Origin of the sequence: Streptomyces musisoli (genome assembly GCF_016741855.1) — a bacterium.
Taxonomy (GTDB): domain Bacteria; phylum Actinomycetota; class Actinomycetes; order Streptomycetales; family Streptomycetaceae; genus Streptomyces; species Streptomyces musisoli.
The window spans coordinates 420,290-435,598 of record NZ_JAERRH010000003.1 but is presented as its reverse complement, the minus strand read 5'-3'; the positions used below and the strand labels follow the sequence as shown (position 1 = coordinate 435,598).

At 70.9% G+C, this 15,309-nt stretch carries 20 protein-coding genes; 8 read left to right on the top strand and 12 right to left on the bottom strand.

Annotation, left to right across the window (positions count from 1 at the left end; translation table 11 throughout):
- Nucleotides 1–47: 47 nt before the first annotated feature.
- From leuS to JK361_RS10215, 6 genes are all read left to right on the top strand, one after another.
- Entirely contained in the window at nt 48–2,933 is a 2,886-nt protein-coding gene (gene leuS / locus JK361_RS10240; RefSeq protein WP_201815417.1) for a leucine--tRNA ligase, read from the top strand.
- Nucleotides 2,934–3,073: 140 nt separating this feature from the next.
- Nucleotides 3,074–3,811 carry a hypothetical protein gene (locus JK361_RS10235; protein ID WP_201815416.1) on the top strand — a complete coding sequence of 246 codons (738 nt, stop codon included), beginning with the start codon at nt 3,074–3,076 and terminating at the stop codon, nt 3,809–3,811.
- Between the two features lie 72 nt (nt 3,812–3,883).
- Nucleotides 3,884–4,729, top strand: a complete 846-nt coding sequence (locus tag JK361_RS10230; protein ID WP_201815415.1) for a DegV family protein — start codon at nt 3,884–3,886, stop codon at nt 4,727–4,729.
- 150 nt (nt 4,730–4,879) lie between these two features.
- Nucleotides 4,880–6,040, top strand: a complete 1,161-nt coding sequence (locus JK361_RS10225; protein WP_201815414.1) for a ComEA family DNA-binding protein — start codon at nt 4,880–4,882, stop codon at nt 6,038–6,040.
- Complete coding sequence (locus tag JK361_RS10220) at nt 6,037–8,973, top strand: ComEC/Rec2 family competence protein (RefSeq protein WP_236052725.1); 2,937 nt, start codon at nt 6,037–6,039, stop codon at nt 8,971–8,973. Before JK361_RS10225 ends, JK361_RS10220 begins: the two co-directional genes overlap by 4 nt.
- The gene (locus JK361_RS10215; protein WP_201815413.1) at nt 8,964–9,512 is read left to right on the top strand and encodes a hypothetical protein; all 549 of its coding nucleotides are present in this window, start codon (nt 8,964–8,966) and stop codon (nt 9,510–9,512) included. The genes JK361_RS10220 and JK361_RS10215 overlap by 10 nt, the downstream gene beginning before the upstream one ends.
- Nucleotides 9,513–9,581: 69 nt before the next feature.
- On the opposite strand, the gene JK361_RS10210 is transcribed toward JK361_RS10215, so the two are convergent.
- Genes JK361_RS10210 through JK361_RS10195 form a run of 5 tightly spaced genes read right to left on the bottom strand, consistent with a single transcriptional unit; the run spans nt 9,582 to nt 10,684 of the window.
- Entirely contained in the window at nt 9,582–9,764 is a 183-nt protein-coding gene (locus tag JK361_RS10210) for a hypothetical protein (RefSeq protein ID WP_201815412.1), read from the bottom strand.
- 8 nt (nt 9,765–9,772) lie between these two features.
- Nucleotides 9,773–9,961: a hypothetical protein gene (locus tag JK361_RS10205; RefSeq protein ID WP_201815411.1), complete on the bottom strand. Its 189-nt coding sequence runs from the start codon at nt 9,959–9,961 to the stop codon at nt 9,773–9,775.
- Nucleotides 9,958–10,080, bottom strand: coding sequence for a hypothetical protein (locus tag JK361_RS42020; protein ID WP_268983133.1), 123 nt, complete (start codon nt 10,078–10,080; stop codon nt 9,958–9,960). The genes JK361_RS10205 and JK361_RS42020 overlap by 4 nt, the downstream gene beginning before the upstream one ends.
- Nucleotides 10,077–10,343 carry a DUF7848 domain-containing protein gene (locus tag JK361_RS10200; protein WP_201815410.1) on the bottom strand — a complete coding sequence of 89 codons (267 nt, stop codon included), beginning with the start codon at nt 10,341–10,343 and terminating at the stop codon, nt 10,077–10,079. Before JK361_RS10200 ends, JK361_RS42020 begins: the two co-directional genes overlap by 4 nt.
- Nucleotides 10,340–10,684, bottom strand: a complete 345-nt coding sequence (locus tag JK361_RS10195; protein ID WP_201815409.1) for a hypothetical protein — start codon at nt 10,682–10,684, stop codon at nt 10,340–10,342. Before JK361_RS10195 ends, JK361_RS10200 begins: the two co-directional genes overlap by 4 nt.
- 146 nt (nt 10,685–10,830) lie before the next feature.
- Between JK361_RS10195 and JK361_RS41180 the strand changes: the two genes are divergently transcribed.
- Entirely contained in the window at nt 10,831–11,271 is a 441-nt protein-coding gene (locus JK361_RS41180; RefSeq protein WP_236052724.1) for a GntR family transcriptional regulator, read from the top strand.
- Complete coding sequence (locus JK361_RS41175) at nt 11,223–11,582, top strand: UTRA domain-containing protein (RefSeq protein ID WP_236052723.1); 360 nt, start codon at nt 11,223–11,225, stop codon at nt 11,580–11,582. The genes JK361_RS41180 and JK361_RS41175 overlap by 49 nt, the downstream gene beginning before the upstream one ends.
- A gap of 3 nt (nt 11,583–11,585) precedes the next feature.
- On the opposite strand, the gene JK361_RS10185 is transcribed toward JK361_RS41175, so the two are convergent.
- From JK361_RS10185 to JK361_RS10155, 7 genes are all read right to left on the bottom strand, one after another.
- The gene (locus tag JK361_RS10185) at nt 11,586–12,092 is read right to left on the bottom strand and encodes a hypothetical protein (protein ID WP_201815408.1); all 507 of its coding nucleotides are present in this window, start codon (nt 12,090–12,092) and stop codon (nt 11,586–11,588) included.
- A 91-nt stretch (nt 12,093–12,183) separates the two neighbouring features.
- Nucleotides 12,184–12,969, bottom strand: coding sequence for a peptidoglycan-binding protein (locus JK361_RS10180; RefSeq protein WP_201815407.1), 786 nt, complete (start codon nt 12,967–12,969; stop codon nt 12,184–12,186).
- Between the two features lie 83 nt (nt 12,970–13,052).
- Entirely contained in the window at nt 13,053–13,373 is a 321-nt protein-coding gene (locus JK361_RS10175; protein WP_201815406.1) for a hypothetical protein, read from the bottom strand.
- Between the two features lie 14 nt (nt 13,374–13,387).
- The gene (locus tag JK361_RS10170) at nt 13,388–13,609 is read right to left on the bottom strand and encodes a DUF7620 family protein (RefSeq protein WP_201815405.1); all 222 of its coding nucleotides are present in this window, start codon (nt 13,607–13,609) and stop codon (nt 13,388–13,390) included.
- Nucleotides 13,610–13,611: 2 nt separating this feature from the next.
- Nucleotides 13,612–13,950, bottom strand: coding sequence for a hypothetical protein (locus JK361_RS10165; RefSeq protein WP_201815403.1), 339 nt, complete (start codon nt 13,948–13,950; stop codon nt 13,612–13,614).
- Nucleotides 13,951–14,044: 94 nt separating this feature from the next.
- Complete coding sequence (locus tag JK361_RS10160; protein ID WP_201815402.1) at nt 14,045–14,995, bottom strand: hypothetical protein; 951 nt, start codon at nt 14,993–14,995, stop codon at nt 14,045–14,047.
- Nucleotides 14,996–15,097: 102 nt separating this feature from the next.
- Nucleotides 15,098–15,286 carry an MreC domain-containing protein gene (locus tag JK361_RS10155; protein ID WP_201815401.1) on the bottom strand — a complete coding sequence of 63 codons (189 nt, stop codon included), beginning with the start codon at nt 15,284–15,286 and terminating at the stop codon, nt 15,098–15,100.
- Between the last annotated feature and the right edge of the window lie 23 nt (nt 15,287–15,309).

The window sequence follows — 15,309 nt, the reverse complement described above, 5'->3', positions numbered from 1 at the left end:
ATTTTTCATTTCCGCAGGCAGAGACGATCGATGGAGCTTTGAGGATCATGAGCGAGACGAACCCCGCTGCCGCCGCTGCTACGTCGGCGGAGGCCGCCCCGCACCGCTACACGGCCGCCATGGCAGCCGACATCGAGGCACGCTGGCAGGACTTCTGGGACGCCGACAACACCTACGCGGCGCCGAACCCCGAGGGCGACCTGGCGGGTGATCCCGAGCTGGCCGCCCGGCCCAAGAAGTTCATCATGGACATGTTCCCGTACCCCTCCGGTGCGGGCCTGCACGTCGGCCACCCGCTGGGCTACATCGCCACCGACGTCTACGCCCGGTTCCAGCGCATGACCGGGCACAACGTCCTGCACACCCTGGGCTTCGACGCCTTCGGCCTGCCCGCCGAGCAGTACGCCGTGCAGACCGGCACGCACCCGCGCGTGTCCACCGAGGCCAACATCGAGAACATGAAGTCCCAGCTGCGCCGGCTGGGCCTGGGCCACGACAAGCGCCGGTCGTTCGCCACGATCGACCCGGAGTACTACAAGTGGACCCAGTGGATCTTCCTGCAGATCTTCAACTCCTGGTACGACGACGAGGCGGGGAAGGCCCGCCCGATCTCCGAGCTGGTCGCCCAGTTCGAGAGCGGCGAGCGTGCCGTACGCGGTGACCACGGACGCACCTGGAACGAGCTGACCGCCGCCGAGCGCGCCGAGGTCCTGGGCGAGTACCGCCTGGCCTACGCCTCCGACGCGCCCGTCAACTGGTGCCCCGGCCTGGGCACCGTGCTGGCCAACGAGGAGGTCACCGCCGAAGGCCGTTCCGAGCGCGGCAACTACCCGGTCTTCAAGGCCAAGCTGCGCCAGTGGAACATGCGCATCACCGCCTACGCCGACCGGCTGCTGGAGGACCTGGAGGAGCTGGACTGGCCCGAGGCCATCAAGCTGCAGCAGCGCAACTGGATCGGCCGCAGCGAGGGCGCCCGCGTCGACTTCCCGATCGACGGCGAGCGCATCACGGTCTTCACCACCCGCCCGGACACCCTGTTCGGCGCGACCTACATGGTGCTGGCCCCCGAGCACCCGCTGGTCGAGAAGTTCACCCCCGAGGCGTGGCCCGAGGGCACGCACGAGGTGTGGACCGGCGGTCACGCCACCCCGGCCGAGGCCGTCGCCGCCTACCGCGCGCAGGCCGCCTCGAAGTCCGACGTCGAACGGCAGGCCGAGGCCAAGGACAAGACCGGCGTCTTCACCGGCGCGTTCGCGACCAACCCGGTCAACGGCGAGCCGGTCCCCGTCTTCATCGCCGACTACGTCCTGATGGGCTACGGCACCGGCGCGATCATGGCCGTTCCGGGCCACGACACCCGCGACTTCGCGTTCGCGCGCGCCTTCGAGCTGCCGATCCGCTGCGTGGTCGAGCCGACCGACGGCCGCGGCACCGACCCGTCCACCTGGGACGACGCCTTCGTCTCCTACGACGCGAAGATCGTCAACTCCGACGGCGACGGTGTGAAGCTGAACGGCCTGGGCGTGGTCGACGCCAAGGCGCGCATCACCGAGTGGCTGGCGCGCAAGGGCATCGGCGAGGGCACCGTCAACTTCCGGCTGCGCGACTGGCTGTTCAGCCGCCAGCGCTACTGGGGCGAGCCCTTCCCGATCGTCTACGACGAGGACGGCGTCGCCCACGCGCTGCCCGAGTCGATGCTGCCGCTGGAGCTGCCCGAGGTCGAGGACTACAGCCCGCGCACCTTCGACCCGGACGACGCCGACACCCAGCCCGAGACGCCGCTGTCGCGCAACGAGGAATGGGTCAACGTCACCCTGGACCTGGGCGACGGCCCCAGGAAGTACCGCCGCGAGACCAACACCATGCCCAACTGGGCCGGTTCCTGCTGGTACGAGTTCCGCTACCTGGACCCGCACAACGACCGCAAGCTGGTCGACCCGGAGATCGAGCAGTACTGGATGGGCCCGCGCGAGGGCCGTCCGCACGGCGGTGTCGACCTGTACGTCGGCGGCGCCGAGCACGCCGTGCTGCACCTGCTGTACGCGCGCTTCTGGTCCAAGGTCCTGTTCGACCTGGGCCACGTCTCCTCCGCGGAGCCGTTCCACAAGCTGTTCAACCAGGGCATGATCCAGGCCTACGTCTACCGCGACAGCCGTGGCATCGCGGTCCCGGCCGCCGAGGTGGAGGAGCGCGACGGCGCCTACTACCACCAGGGCGAGAAGGTCACCCGCCTGCTGGGCAAGATGGGCAAGTCCCTGAAGAACGCGGTGACTCCGGACGAGATCGCCGCCGAGTACGGCGCCGACACGCTGCGCCTGTACGAGATGGCCATGGGCCCCCTGGACGTCTCCCGGCCGTGGGACACGCGCGCGGTGGTCGGCCAGTTCCGGCTGCTGCAGCGGCTGTGGCGCAACATCGTCGACGAGAACACCGGCGAGGTCACCGCCACCGACGCCGAGCCCGACGAGGAGACCCTGCGCGCCCTGCACAAGGCGATCGACGGCGTGCGCCAGGACCTGGAGGGCCTGCGCTTCAACACCGCCATCGCCAAGGTCACCGAGCTGAACAACCACCTGACCAAGGCCGGCGGTGCGGTGCCGCGGTCCGTGGCCGAGCCGCTGGTGCTGATGGTCGCCCCGCTGGCCCCGCACATCGCCGAGGAGCTGTGGCGCAAGCTGGGGCACACCGACTCGGTCGTCCACCGGGACTTCCCGGTCGCCGACCCCGCCTACGTCGTCGACGAGACCGTAACCTGCGTCGTGCAGATCAAGGGCAAGGTCAAGGCCCGCCTGGAGGTGCCGCCCGCCATCTCCGAGGAGGAGCTGGAGAAGGTGGCGCTGGCCGACGAGAAGGTCGTCGCGGCCCTGGGCGGCGCGGGCATCCGCAAGGTGATCGTGCGTGCGCCCAAGCTGGTGAACATCGTTCCCGCGTGATCACCGCATGCCGGGTGCCACCGGCCTCGGGGTAGTCCCCTACGGGCAGGTTCGGGGTTCTTCCGGAACTCCGGGCCTGTCCGCTGCGTTTACCGTGGAGAGCACAGCGGCTGCTGCCGTACGGCCGGAGGAGGAGCGCCATGGAAGTAGTGCTGACCGTGTTCGCCCTGCTCTTCCTCGTCTTCGTCGGCCTGGCCGCCTACGCCACCGTCAGGGCGGTCGGCGCCGCCAAGCGCGGAGTGGACCGGACCATCGCGCAGGCGCGCCGCACGGTCGAGGACCACACCCTGCGCGCCAAGTCCTTCACGCAGTTCGGGCCGGCCGGTGAGATCGCCCAGCTGCGGCTCGCGCTGCGCACCTCCATGCGTGCCACGCAGGACGCGCTGCACGCGGGCGTGGCCGAGGACGAGTCGCTGAAGGAGTCCATCGGCCTCTTCGAGCGGCTCAGCGTGCACGGACACGAGCTGGACGACGACCTCAAGCGTCTGGAGTCCGAGCCGGACCGGGCCACGCTCGCCACCCGCCTGCCCGAACTGCGCAGCCGCACCGAGCGCATCACCAGGTCCGCCGACTCCCTGCGCTGGGCCGCCCGCGACCGGGCCCGCCGCTTCTCCGACGACGATCTGGACAGCCTCAGTGCCCAGATCGACATCGAGGCGGGCGCCCTGCGTCACTGGACGCGCAGCGAGCCCGGCCAGGCGGACCCGGAGTGGTCTGACGCGTCCGCCCCCGCCGACGGCCCTGCCACGGGGCGGGCCCGGCAGAGGACGGACGGGGCCCGCGCCGCCGCGCAGCCCGCTCCCGACGCCATCGACCCGCCGTCTTGGCGCCCCGCCCACCCGTGGCAGAAGAAGCCCCGCCCCGAGAGCACCGGATGAGCGTGCCGCTCCAGGCCCGCACCACCGGGGCCGGGCTGCCGCGTGAGCGCTACGCCAGGTAACCTCCAGCTCATGTCCCGCCATGTCGCGATCGTCACCGATTCAACGGCCTACCTGCCGCCCCGGACGATGGAGCACCATGGCATCACCGCGGTCCCGCTGACCGTGGTCCTCGGCGACCGAGCCCTCGAAGAGGGCACCGAGATCTCCACCCGGTCCCTGGCCCAGGCACTGCAGAAGCGCCGCTCGGTCACCACCTCGCGGCCCAGCCCGCAGGTCTTCGCGGAGACCTACCGCAGGGTCGCCGAGTCCGGCGCCACCGGCATCGTCTCCCTGCACCTGTCCGCCGAACTGTCCGGCACCTACGACGCGGCGGTCCTCGCGGCGCGCGAGGCACCGGTGCCCGTGCGGGTCGTGGACACCGGCATGGTCGCGATGGCGCTCGGCTTCTGCGCGCTCGCCGCCGCCGAGACCGCGGAGTCGGGCGGCACGATCGACGAAGCCGTCACGGCCGCCGAGAAGCGGGCCGCGGGCACGTCCGCCTACTTCTACGTCGACACCCTCGACTATCTGCGCCGCGGCGGCCGCATCGGCGCCGCCCAGGCGCTGCTGGGTTCCGCGCTCGCCGTCAAACCCCTGCTCCAGCTGGACGGCGGCCGTATCGAGCTGCTCGAAAAGGTCCGTACGGCGTCCAGGGCGATCGCGCGCCTGGAAGAGCTCGCCGCCGAGCGTGCGGGCGGCGCGGAGGTCGACATCGCCGTCCACCACCTGGCCGCCCCCGAGCGGGCCGCCGCCCTCGCCGACCGGCTGCGGACACGCGTCCCGGGCCTCGCCGACCTGCATGTCAGCGAGGTCGGAGCGGTGATCGGAGCACACACCGGCCCCGGACTGCTGGGCACGGTCGTCTCGCCTCGCTGACCCCCGAACACCGGGCCCCGCCTGGCACTTGGCTGCCGGAGGCCGGCCGGATTCACCCGTGCGGGTGGCGGAGTTTTCCACAACCGGCCGGTAGTCCACGGGAATTCGCCAAGATCATCGCCGCGCGGCGGGATGACCCATCCTCGTCGCATGGCACTTCGATCCCGTTCGCGTACCGCGACCCCGACCAGCGGCCCCGGCCGGGGCCCCGCTTCCGACGGCCGCATCCGACACCGCCGCACCCTCGAACACCGCCGCACCCTCGAACACGGCCGTGCCCACCATCGCCCGCCCGCGCCCGCGGAGGAACTGCGCCGCCGGGCGGAACTCCTCTTCGGTGAACGGGCCGCGCGGTGGCGCGAGTCGGGCAACGCGCCGCCGGATCCGGAAGAGCCCGCGAACACGGGGCCGTCGCCGGCGGCGGTGAGGGCGCCGGTGTCGGTGCCGATGCCGGCGCCGGTGCCGGGCGGTTTCGCGGAGCCCGAACCGGTCGGTGTGCGGCAGCCGGACGGGCCGGAAGGGCCCAACGGGTCGCAAGCGCTTGAGGAACTGGAGGGGGCGGGAGGGCCTCCGGAACCGGAAGGGCGGGTGGAGACCGGGGCCGCCGGCTGGCGGGTGCGTGCCGGGCTGGCGCTGCGGGAGCGGATGCCGGTGTGGCTCCAGGCGCGGTACGGAGTGGAGCGGCGCGCGGTCGCGGCGCTCGCCGTGGTGCTGGTGGCCGCCGCCGTCTTCGCCGTGCAGCACTTCTGGGCGGGCCGGCCCCAGTCCGTGAGCGCTCCCCAAGTGGTCCGGGCCCAGACGCCGTTCGCCAGGAAGACCGAGGCGGCGACGGCCGGAGCGGCCGCGGGCACGCAGGCGACACCCGGCACGGAGATCGTCGTGGACGTCAGCGGCAAGGTCCGCGAGCCCGGGATCCGGCGGCTGCCGGCCGGTGCCCGGGTGGCCGACGCATTGCGCGCCGCGGGCGGGGTCCGGCCGGGCGTGAGCACCGAAGGACTCAACCGTGCCCGCTTCCTGGTCGACGGCGAACAGGTCGTCGTCGGCGCCCCCGCGGGTTCCGCCGCCCCTCCCGGCGCACCGGCCGGGCCGCTCTCCGGCGCCGCCGGCACGGGCCGGGCGGCGCCCGTATCCCTCAACACGGCCACCGAGGACCAGCTCGACACCCTGCCCGGAGTCGGGCCGGTACTGGCCCGGCACATCATCGACTACCGCACCCGGCACGGCGGTTTCCGCTCGGTGGACGAACTGCGCGAAGTCAACGGCATCGGTGACCGCCGGTTCACCGATCTGCGCGACCTGGTACGGCCATGAGCCGCGGGCTCGACGAGGCCGCACCGCGCGCCGAGCCCGAGCGGGGCGGGACCGCGTCCACCGGCCGGACCGGCCCGATGGACCTGCGCCTGGTACCGCCCGCGCTCGCGGCCTGGGGCACGGCGGCCGTGACCCTGGACGCACCCGTGGCCTGGACCGCGGGAACGGCCGTCGTCTGCCTGGTCGGCGGAATCCTCCTGCTGGCGGTGGGGAGACCGGGACGGTCCGAGTGGACCGGACGGTCCGCGGGGACCGCGTCGACCGGGTCGACCGGGTGGACGGGGTGGGCTGGGCGGATGCGGCAGGCCGAGACGGGTGGGCAGGCCGAGAGGGGTGGGCAGGCCGCCGGGAAGGGTGGGCAGGTCGTTCGGGACGGGCGAGGCGGACAGGCCCTGCGGGACGGGCAGGCCGTTCGGGACGGGCGGGGCGGGCAGGTCGTTCGGGACGGGCAGGCCGTTCGGGATGGGCAGGTCGTTCGGGGCGGGCAGGCCGTGCGGGACGGGCGGACAGGGCGGGCCGGGTGGGTGTACGGCCGGTTCCGCTGGGCGCCCGCCACCGTCGCCGCGATGCTGCTCTGTACCGCGGCGGCAGCCGTCTCGGCCGGGCTGCACGGGGCTGACGTCAGGCGCGGGCCGGTGCCCGAGCTGGCCCGGCGGTTCACGACCGTGACCGCCGAGGTCGAGGTGAGCGGCGATCCCTGGCTGAGCAGGCCACGGGTGCGTGGCGATCACGCAGCGCCCGTCGCGGTGCTGGTGCGGGCCGAGGTGCGGAACGTGGAGGAGGCCGACGGGACACGAGCCCGGACCCGGACGCCCGTGCTGATGATCGTCGACGCGGACGTTCCGGCCCCGGAAGGCGATGCCGGGCAGGACCGGCGTCCCGGCCCGTCGCCGGCCGGCGCCGCGCAGCGGGGACCGGGTGGGCGAGCCGCATGGCTCGGGCTGCTGCCGTCCACGCGGCTGCGGGTCGGCGGACGGCTGGCACCGGCTTCGACGGGCGGTGAGCGGACGGCGGCCGTGCTGCGGGTGCGGGGCCGGCCGGGGCCCCGGATCGTGGCCGGGCCGAGCGGGCCGCAACGACTGGCGGGGCGTCTCAGGGCCGGGCTGCGGGAGGCGACCGACGACCTGCCGGAAGACGCCCGGGCCCTGCTTCCAGGGCTGGTCGTCGGGGACACCTCGCGGATCACTCCCGAACTGGACCACGCCTTCGAGGAGACGGACCTGGCGCACACGCTCGCCGTCTCCGGCAGCAACCTCACCGTCCTGCTCGCGTTGCTCATCGGCCCGCCCGGCCTGGCCCAACGGGCCGAGCGCCGTGGCCTGGCCCCGCGCCTGGGGCTCTCCCTACGCGTGACGGCCCTGGTCGCGGGAGCGCTGACGCTGGGCTTCGTGATCGTCTGCCGGCCCGACCCCAGCGTGCTGCGGGCCGCGGCCTGCGGCACGGTCGCGCTGCTCGCCCTGGCCACCGGCCGCCGCAGGTCCCTGGTCCCGGCGCTGGCCACGGCCGTCCTGCTGCTGGTGCTGTACGACCCGTGGCTGGCCCGCAGTTACGGCTTCCTGCTCTCGGTGCTGGCCACCGGCGCGCTGCTGGTGCTCGCACCCGGCTGGAGCGAGGCGTTGCGGCGGCGCCGGGTGCCGCCGCGGCTCGCCGAGGCACTGGCGGCGGCTGCCGCAGCGCAGGCCGTGTGCGCGCCGGTGGTGGCGGTGCTGTCGGCCCGGGTGAGCCTGGTGGCGGTGCCGTGCAACCTGCTGGCCGAGGTGGCGGTGGCACCGGCGACGGTGCTGGGGTTCGCGGCGCTCGCGTCGGCGCCGGTGGCGATGCCGGTGGCCAAGCTGCCGGCCTGGTGCGCCGGTTGGCCGGCCGGGTGGATCGCAGGGGTCGCCCGGGCCGGGGCGGGGCTGCCCGGCGCGGGAGTGGACTGGCCGGGGAGCTGGTCGGGTGCGCTCGCGCTCGCGGCGCTCACCGTGGCCGTGGTACTGGCCGGGCGGAGGCTGCTGCGGCACCCGGGGTGGTGCGGTCTGCTCGGGGTGCTGGTCGTGCTGCTGGTGACGCGGCCGGCACCGCTGACCCGGGTGATCACGGGCTGGCCGCCGCCGGGCTGGCGGTTCGCGATGTGCGATGTCGGGCAGGGCGACGCGACCGTGCTGGCGGCGGGCGAGGGAGCCGGGGTGGTCGTGGACGCCGGTCCCGATCCGGCGCTGGTCGACGACTGCCTGCGGCGGCTGGGCATCACCCGCGTGCCCCTGCTCGTCCTCACGCACTTCCACGCCGACCATGTGGCGGGGCTGCCGGGCGTCCTGCGGGGCCGCTCGGTGGCCGCGATCGAGACGACGGGGTTCGCGGAGCCGGCGGACCAGGCGGAGTTCGTCCGACGCCAGGCGGCCGAACGGCACATCCCGGTCACGACGGCCGTCGCGGGAGAGGAACGGCGCACCGGACCGCTCACCTGGCGGGTGCTGTGGCCACCGCCGCAGGGCCCGCGGCCGCGACTGCCCTTCCCCGCTCCGGTACCCCCTGCCCCGCCGGGTGCCTTCTTCGAACCGGAGGGCCCGAACGACGCCAGCGTCGCGCTGCTCGTGCGCACCGCCGGGCTGCGTCTGCTGCTCCTCGGAGACCTCGAACCGCCCGCCCAGCAGGCGTTGCTGCGGTCCCCGGCGGCGGCCGACCTGGCCGGGGTCGACGTCCTGAAGGTGGCCCACCACTCTTTCCTTAGAGAACATCTACTTGAGGGTTTCCGGCCTCGGGGCCCCGCTGATCAAGGTCCGCAGGAAGGGCGGGCCGGCTCGCCTCGGGGTGGGCAGGGCGAGGGTTGGCGGATCAGGCTATCGGGAGGTACTGGGCACCATCTGTATGTGCGCAGATATCCCTCGTATTGCCGAGAATGGATGGAACGGCATAGGGGCTTACCCCTAGCATTCGGCTCATGTCTTTAACGAATCCACCGGGTATCCCCGCGCGCCCTGAGCAACCTCCGGAGGGCCCGAAGAAGTCGGGTTTCTGGCGGGTGATGTCACCCCGGAAGAAGGCCGCCGCCATCGCCCTGGGCGTCGTCGCTGCTGGCGCTGTAGGAAGCCTCGTCGCAGTTCAGGCAGGTAGTGAGGGCACCGCGGCGTCCGCCTCCGGGGACGGCAAGGTCGACGTCATGGGCTCGGAGAGTGAGTCTCTCCAGGCGTGCGCGGATAGCTGGAATGACGGCAATGCGAATAAGTCCAACGTGGCCTCAATTGCCACCGCTGCACAGGACGAAAGCCCGACTGCCTACGTGCATGTCGGGTTCAGTTCTGTATTCCCGGACAGGTGTCTGATCACGGTCGCCAACCCGTCCACGATGTATGCCCAGCAATACGTTCAAGAGGGCGGAGCCGCTTGGCCCATCGCCCCCGCCTGGACCGGGTCGGTCAACGATCTCGACGGTTCGAACCTCCCGTGGAACGCGAAGATGGCGAACGACGGCACGATCATCGTTCTCTGACTCTGACCAGAGCCCCGACCGCACGGGCGGCCGGGGCTCCTCTCGACCTCACGAGGCCTGGGGGAGCCGCTAGGGCATGACCCCGTGAGGGAGCGTCGGGCTGGGCGCGTACTGGCCTACGAGGACATCGAGCGTGTGGAGGAAGGCGGTGTGGGTCCCGGCGTCATGGGCCGCCTGGATCACCTCGTCCAGGAACTCGTACGCCTGCTCGTCGGACAGCTCGCTCAGCCAGAGGAAGGCGCTGCTGTGCACGGCACTCCTCACGAACCCGAGGGCGTAGCGCCGGGAGTGGACTCCTGAGCACGGCGAGGGAAGCCGGGCTCGGAGAGCAGGTCGTCCCAGGCGAAGTCCGTCGGGTTCCACAGCAGGGTCACGCCGTGCTCCTGGCAGTAGGCCCCGGTCTCGTCCTCGACCGGGAACTCGTGCTCGCCGCTGGTGCAGAGGGTCATCGCGCCTCCCTCAGGGCCTTGCGCAGGGCGGCTCCCACGGCACAGTTCTCCGGGCAGTCCGGACAGGTCAGGGCGTGGTCGTAGAGGGCCTTGTACGCCTGCTCGTACTCCTTGGTCATCGCGCCTCCAGCTCGCGGTACGGGTTGCCCTCGGCGGGCTCGACCCGCCAGAAGCTCGTGATGATCGCTCGGTAGGTCCGGTGGGTCGGGTTGGCGCCCGTGTGCTTCAGGGCCCAGACCTCGGCGGGGAGGCGCTCCCCCTCGGTGGCGCCCGACTGCTCCATGCACCTCGTGCACTCGGCCTCGTACAGCGGCTCCTTGGGGGCGCCCTCGGCCGTCTCGGGCCCGAGCGTCCACTCCGCCGCCTTGATGATCGCTCTCACGTCTCGTCCTTCAGGGTGAGCTGGGCCCACAGTCCCTGTCCGTCGGTGTTCAGGCCGGAGAGGGACGAGAGGCCGCTGACGATGTGGAAGCCGGGACCGTGGCTGTGGTGGAGCTTCAGCTCGACCGCGCCGGCCGCCGTGATCCGGGCGCGCTGGCCCGCCGTGGAGAGCGTCATGTCGATCACGGGACTGCCGCTGGCGAGTACCGAGACGAACAGCTCGTTGGCGACCTGGGGCGCGTCCGGGTGCTCTAACCGACTGCCGACCCACCGGCGCACCAGGCGGGCCTCGGCTGGATGCGCCTCAAGCACTCGGCGCCACGTCTGTCCCGATTCGGACATGCTTGTCCCCCGGATTCGTGGCTTTCTGTGTATCAGATAGCCCTTATCTGTTGCACAGATTGGCGGGCGGGGTTGGCGCAGGTCAAGCTCCGGCGGGCAATATGTGTGCGCAGAATGGTGGCGATCACTCGAAACGGTGGTGGGGCATGGAACAGCCGGGGTACCTGCGCATCGCTGCCGACCTGCGGAATCGCATCAACTCCGGGGAGTACCGGATCGGAGATCAGATCCCGACGCTCCCGGCACTGGCCGAGGCGTACGAGGTCTCTGAGACGACGATCCGCAACGCCCTTGCCCTGCTGCGGAATGAGGGCCTGATCGAGACAAGGGCCCGTGCGGGGACCCGCGTTCGTGAGCGGCCTCCGATCCACCGGCTGACCTCCGACCGGTACCGGAACAAGCTCGGGGTCCCGTCCACGCCGTTCACCCGGGACCAGCAGATCGGCTGGAGCGAGTACCGCTTGGACAAGAAGTTCGAGCGGGTGGAGGCCACGCCGGAGCTGGCGTCCCTCTTCGAGTGCGAGGTGGGGAGCCGCTGTTGGCCCGCCACTTCGTCTTCTTCGACAACGACCAGCCCCACCAGATGAGCACCTCGTACGTGCGCTGGAGCGACGTGGAGGGGACGCCGGTGGCGGACCCGATCCACGAGCCCTGGCCGGGCGGCACACAGGCCCAGTTGGCCACCCTGGGGATCCGGGTCACCCTGATCAAGGAATCCTTCACCTGCGGCATGCCGACCGAGCAGGAGGCCAAGACGCTGAAGATCGGCTCCGGCGTCCCGGTGCTCCGCTACACGCGGCGCCACATCGCCCAGGACGGCCGGGTCGTGGAGGTGGCCTCACCGATCGTCCGCCGGGGCGACACCACCGTGGTGGAGTTCGACATCCCGCTGGTCTGATCCTCAGGCGGTGCGCTGCTGCTCCGTGACTTCCTCTTCGATGGCGGCTCGGGCTGCCTCTATGAACTTGGCGATGAGACTGTTCGTCTCTGCCGCCATGGGCATGCGGGACACGTTTTCCTCGTGGTGAATGCGTCCCGTGGCCCTGATCGCTCCCTTGACAGCCCAGGCAGCCGCAGCGGCAACTGTCGGTGGTCCCCAGATCTGAACCGTTGATTGCAGCTTCGACATCTCGTCGACCTGCGCCATGAGGGCCTCAGCGGGTTGGCCTTGGACGACTAGTTCGACGAAGTGTTCCGCACCGTTCAGAAAGTCGGCGTACGCCTTCGCGCGGGGCTCCCGCCGCTCTCGAAGGCTGTCGAAGCGCCGCTGACGTGCTGCCTCCGACTCCTGGGCCTTGAGCTGGAGCCGGGCCACCCGCAGGGTGAAGAAGCTCGTTACGACAGCCGTAAGTGCGGCTAAGCCACCACCGATGGCCGCACCGAGGACGGCCGCGAGTCCTGCATCCACACCGGGATTCTTATCAGGGAAACGAGAAGAGCGCCCCCGATCTCCGCGAGGGAGACCGGGGGCGCTGGTGTCCTGCCAGAGACACGTCTGTTCAGGCCTTGGGGACCTTGAGTTCGGCCCAGGAGGTGGGCCCCGGAGGCCAGGTGGCCGCCGAGCCGGTGAAGCCCAGCTTGCGCTGGAAGGCCTCGTACGAGGCCTTGTCGCCGGAGCCGATGGCGTCCTTGTTCGCGCTGCTCTTGTACCGGTTGCAGCCGACGGCCACCAGACGGTCGTGCATGCGGGCCACGATCGGGCTCTTCCGGCCCATGGAGAACCAGGCCGCCCCGGGGAAGGGCTCGTACTGCTTCACCGGGAGGTTGGCCGGCTCAGTGCCCTTGGGGCGGGGAGCGCCCTTCTTCACCCAGGCGTAGAGCGGGCCGCCGGGGCACGAGGTGGCGTAGCCGTCACGGTGGCCCAGGATCTCGTCCCCGGCCCCGTGCTGGCGGAGCAGCTCGATGCCGTCCCGGATCGCGCCGAGCATGGCGTCCGTGGGCTCGGTCAGGCCGGAGGAGCCCACAAGGCCCACGATCGCGTAGTGCGCAACGTTCAGGGGCTGGTTGCCGTTGGCCCCGGTGCGCTTGCCGATGCCCCGGCCCTCCAGGAGATAGCCGTGAGGGCAGGCGCCGTAGTTGTACGCGATATCGGCGTAGTGCTCCTTCGGGTTGGCCAGGTGGCTCTTGCGGATGGCCTGCCACTCCGCGATGCACGCGGCATGGTCCGCGAGGAGCTTGGTGGAGACCTTGGTCCCCTCGTAGTGGACCTTCACGCCCTTGGTGGAGGTCTGGGTCGGAGCGGCCGAGGCGGCCCATCCGAGCTGGGTCCGGGTCACGAGCTTCATGCGGGGCTCCTCGGGTTCTGGCGGGCATGAAAAAGCCCCTCCGGCGGGGGGATGAGACCGGAGGGGGCGGCTTGGGGGACGGCTCAGGAGACTGTGGGCGGGTCCTCGGGGTGGTCCCGGAGGTACCGGAGGTAGGAGACGAACCGGATCAGGAGAACGGCCGTGGTGGCCGCCAGGAGGCCGATCGAGAGGCCGGTGTCCCACCACGGACCGTGAGGAGTGCTGCCGCGGATTCCCAGCAGCACGAGCGACCGGGCGTAGATCAGGCCGATGATGATGACCCAGCCCGAAGAGTTGATCTCGGTGATCCGGAAGGGGTGCCGGGGGTGGTGCAGGACGAGAAACCCGGCCGAGGCGGCCAGGCCGACGCCCAGGAGGATGTACAGGGCGAGGGTGTAGAGCATCGAGCCTCCTTGCGTCAGCCGTCGCTGAGTCGGCCCAGGACGACGGCCTCGATCCAGTCGCTGTACCGGTTGGCTCTGTTGTGGGCGCTGAGCTGCTCCTTCACCCGGCGGCTCTCGTTGAGCTTGGCCTCCACCACGGGGAGGTGAGCCTGCGCATCATGGAGGGACTTCTCGGCGGCCCTCTTCGCGGTCTCCGCCTCGGGAGACACCTGCGTCTGTCGGGTGAAGGGCCACATGATCAGGCGCTCCCGTGCAGTTCCGGGCGGTGACCGAGCCCCGTGAGCAGCGCGGTCAGGGTCTTGCCCTGCTCGATCGCGACGTCCCCGCGCTCCTCGGCCTTGGCGAGCTGCTGCCGCGTCAGCTCGTGGGCCGCACGTTCCTTCTCGAACGCCTCACGCCAACTGTTCTTCTCGGCCATGAGGTTGTTCATGACGTACTTCGGGACGATGACGCCGACGATCAGCAGGACGACAATCAGGCCGACGACGCCGTACTGGGCGAACTGGCCTATCAGCTTGCCGACGTCAGGGCCCGTGTCCTCGGCTGCGGCGAGTCTGAGCAGCTCAGGGATCAACAAGGGGACCTCCTCGCGGGGGTGTGCGCAGGAAGGTCCGGCGCGGTCTGGGCATGCGAAAGCCCCGGCTCGGGGAGCCGGGGCCTTCGAGGGGGGGCTACTCGACTACGTCCACTTCGAGTACCGGTGGAGCAGCGGGGAGGTCATTGAGATCCGCGTGCCACGTGAACTCTTGGGCTTTGGAGAGGAGGTGTGCGCCCTCCTCTGTCACCAGAGGCACCAGGTCCGCCATGTTCGCCGCTTCCAGCTCTTCGAGCGTCCAGAGCATCAGTCCACAAACTTGGCAAGAGAACCCTTCCGGGCGGGACTGGGCGGGCTGGTCCCGCTTCACCAGCAGGATGCGGCCGAAGATGGCCCTTCCCAGGTTGGAACATGCCGGGCACTCCTGCGGCATATGGATCTCGCGGGTCGCGGTGTAAACCCGGGGCCAAGTGAACGACATGGCCATCACAAAAGCATCCAAGGAGCTGGAGGGCATCCCGGCGAACCGCCCTTCCAGGTGGTATCGCGCTGCTGCGACCTTGCGCTGGAAGTCGCGTACGGCCTTCTCCAGGGCGTTGTTCAGGGTCAGCTCAATCATGTCCGCCCACTTATCCCAGTGCCGAAGCTCAGAGAGGCCGGAGGAGGACAGAAGACTGTTGGTGGTCCTGGCGAACACCGCGAGGGCGTCAAACGAATCGTCGTCCTGGAGGACGAGGTGGGCTACCTGATTCCGTAGCTCTATCAGCTCGATGGCGGGGTCGTCCCTGACCGTAGGAAGGAGGTCCAGCCTCTGGCACCTCTTGATTGCTGCGGCAGCCCCGATGGTTCTGACGCGGTGTGGCTCTTCCAGCCCCGCGAACTGGAAGAGCACATCTTCGCTCCCCTTCAGCTCCATGAGGAGCAGAGGGCTTCGCTGGGCTAGCACGGCCTTGGCGAGGCGCTCGATGCTGATCCCTGCATGGAGCAGGAAGACCTCCTGGTCCCCCTTGGTGTACGCCTCCATGGCGGTGTGCGCGAAGCGGCGCGCACCTGGATACAGCCCCTCGAAGAGCTTCGCGATGCTCATGGATGGACGGTAACCGCCCCTGTAGTACAGGGTGATGGAATTTAAGAAGACCCGGCCCCAGAGCGAACCACACCCAGGAACTCCCGAGGCCGGGGGCTTGCGTCAGGAGCCGTGCGTGTGGCCGTCCTCCGCGTCGTGCGGGTGGCTGTGGCCCTGCTCCTCGGCCGGGGCGAGCTGGGCCCTCAGAGAGGCGTTCTCGGCCTCCAGGGCAGCGAGCCGGCGCCGGGTGAGGTGAAGCTCCAGGACGGTGTCCCGGTACTCCTCGACGAGCTGCTCGGGGGTCATCTGCATGACGTGCTCCAAGGGTGTGGTTC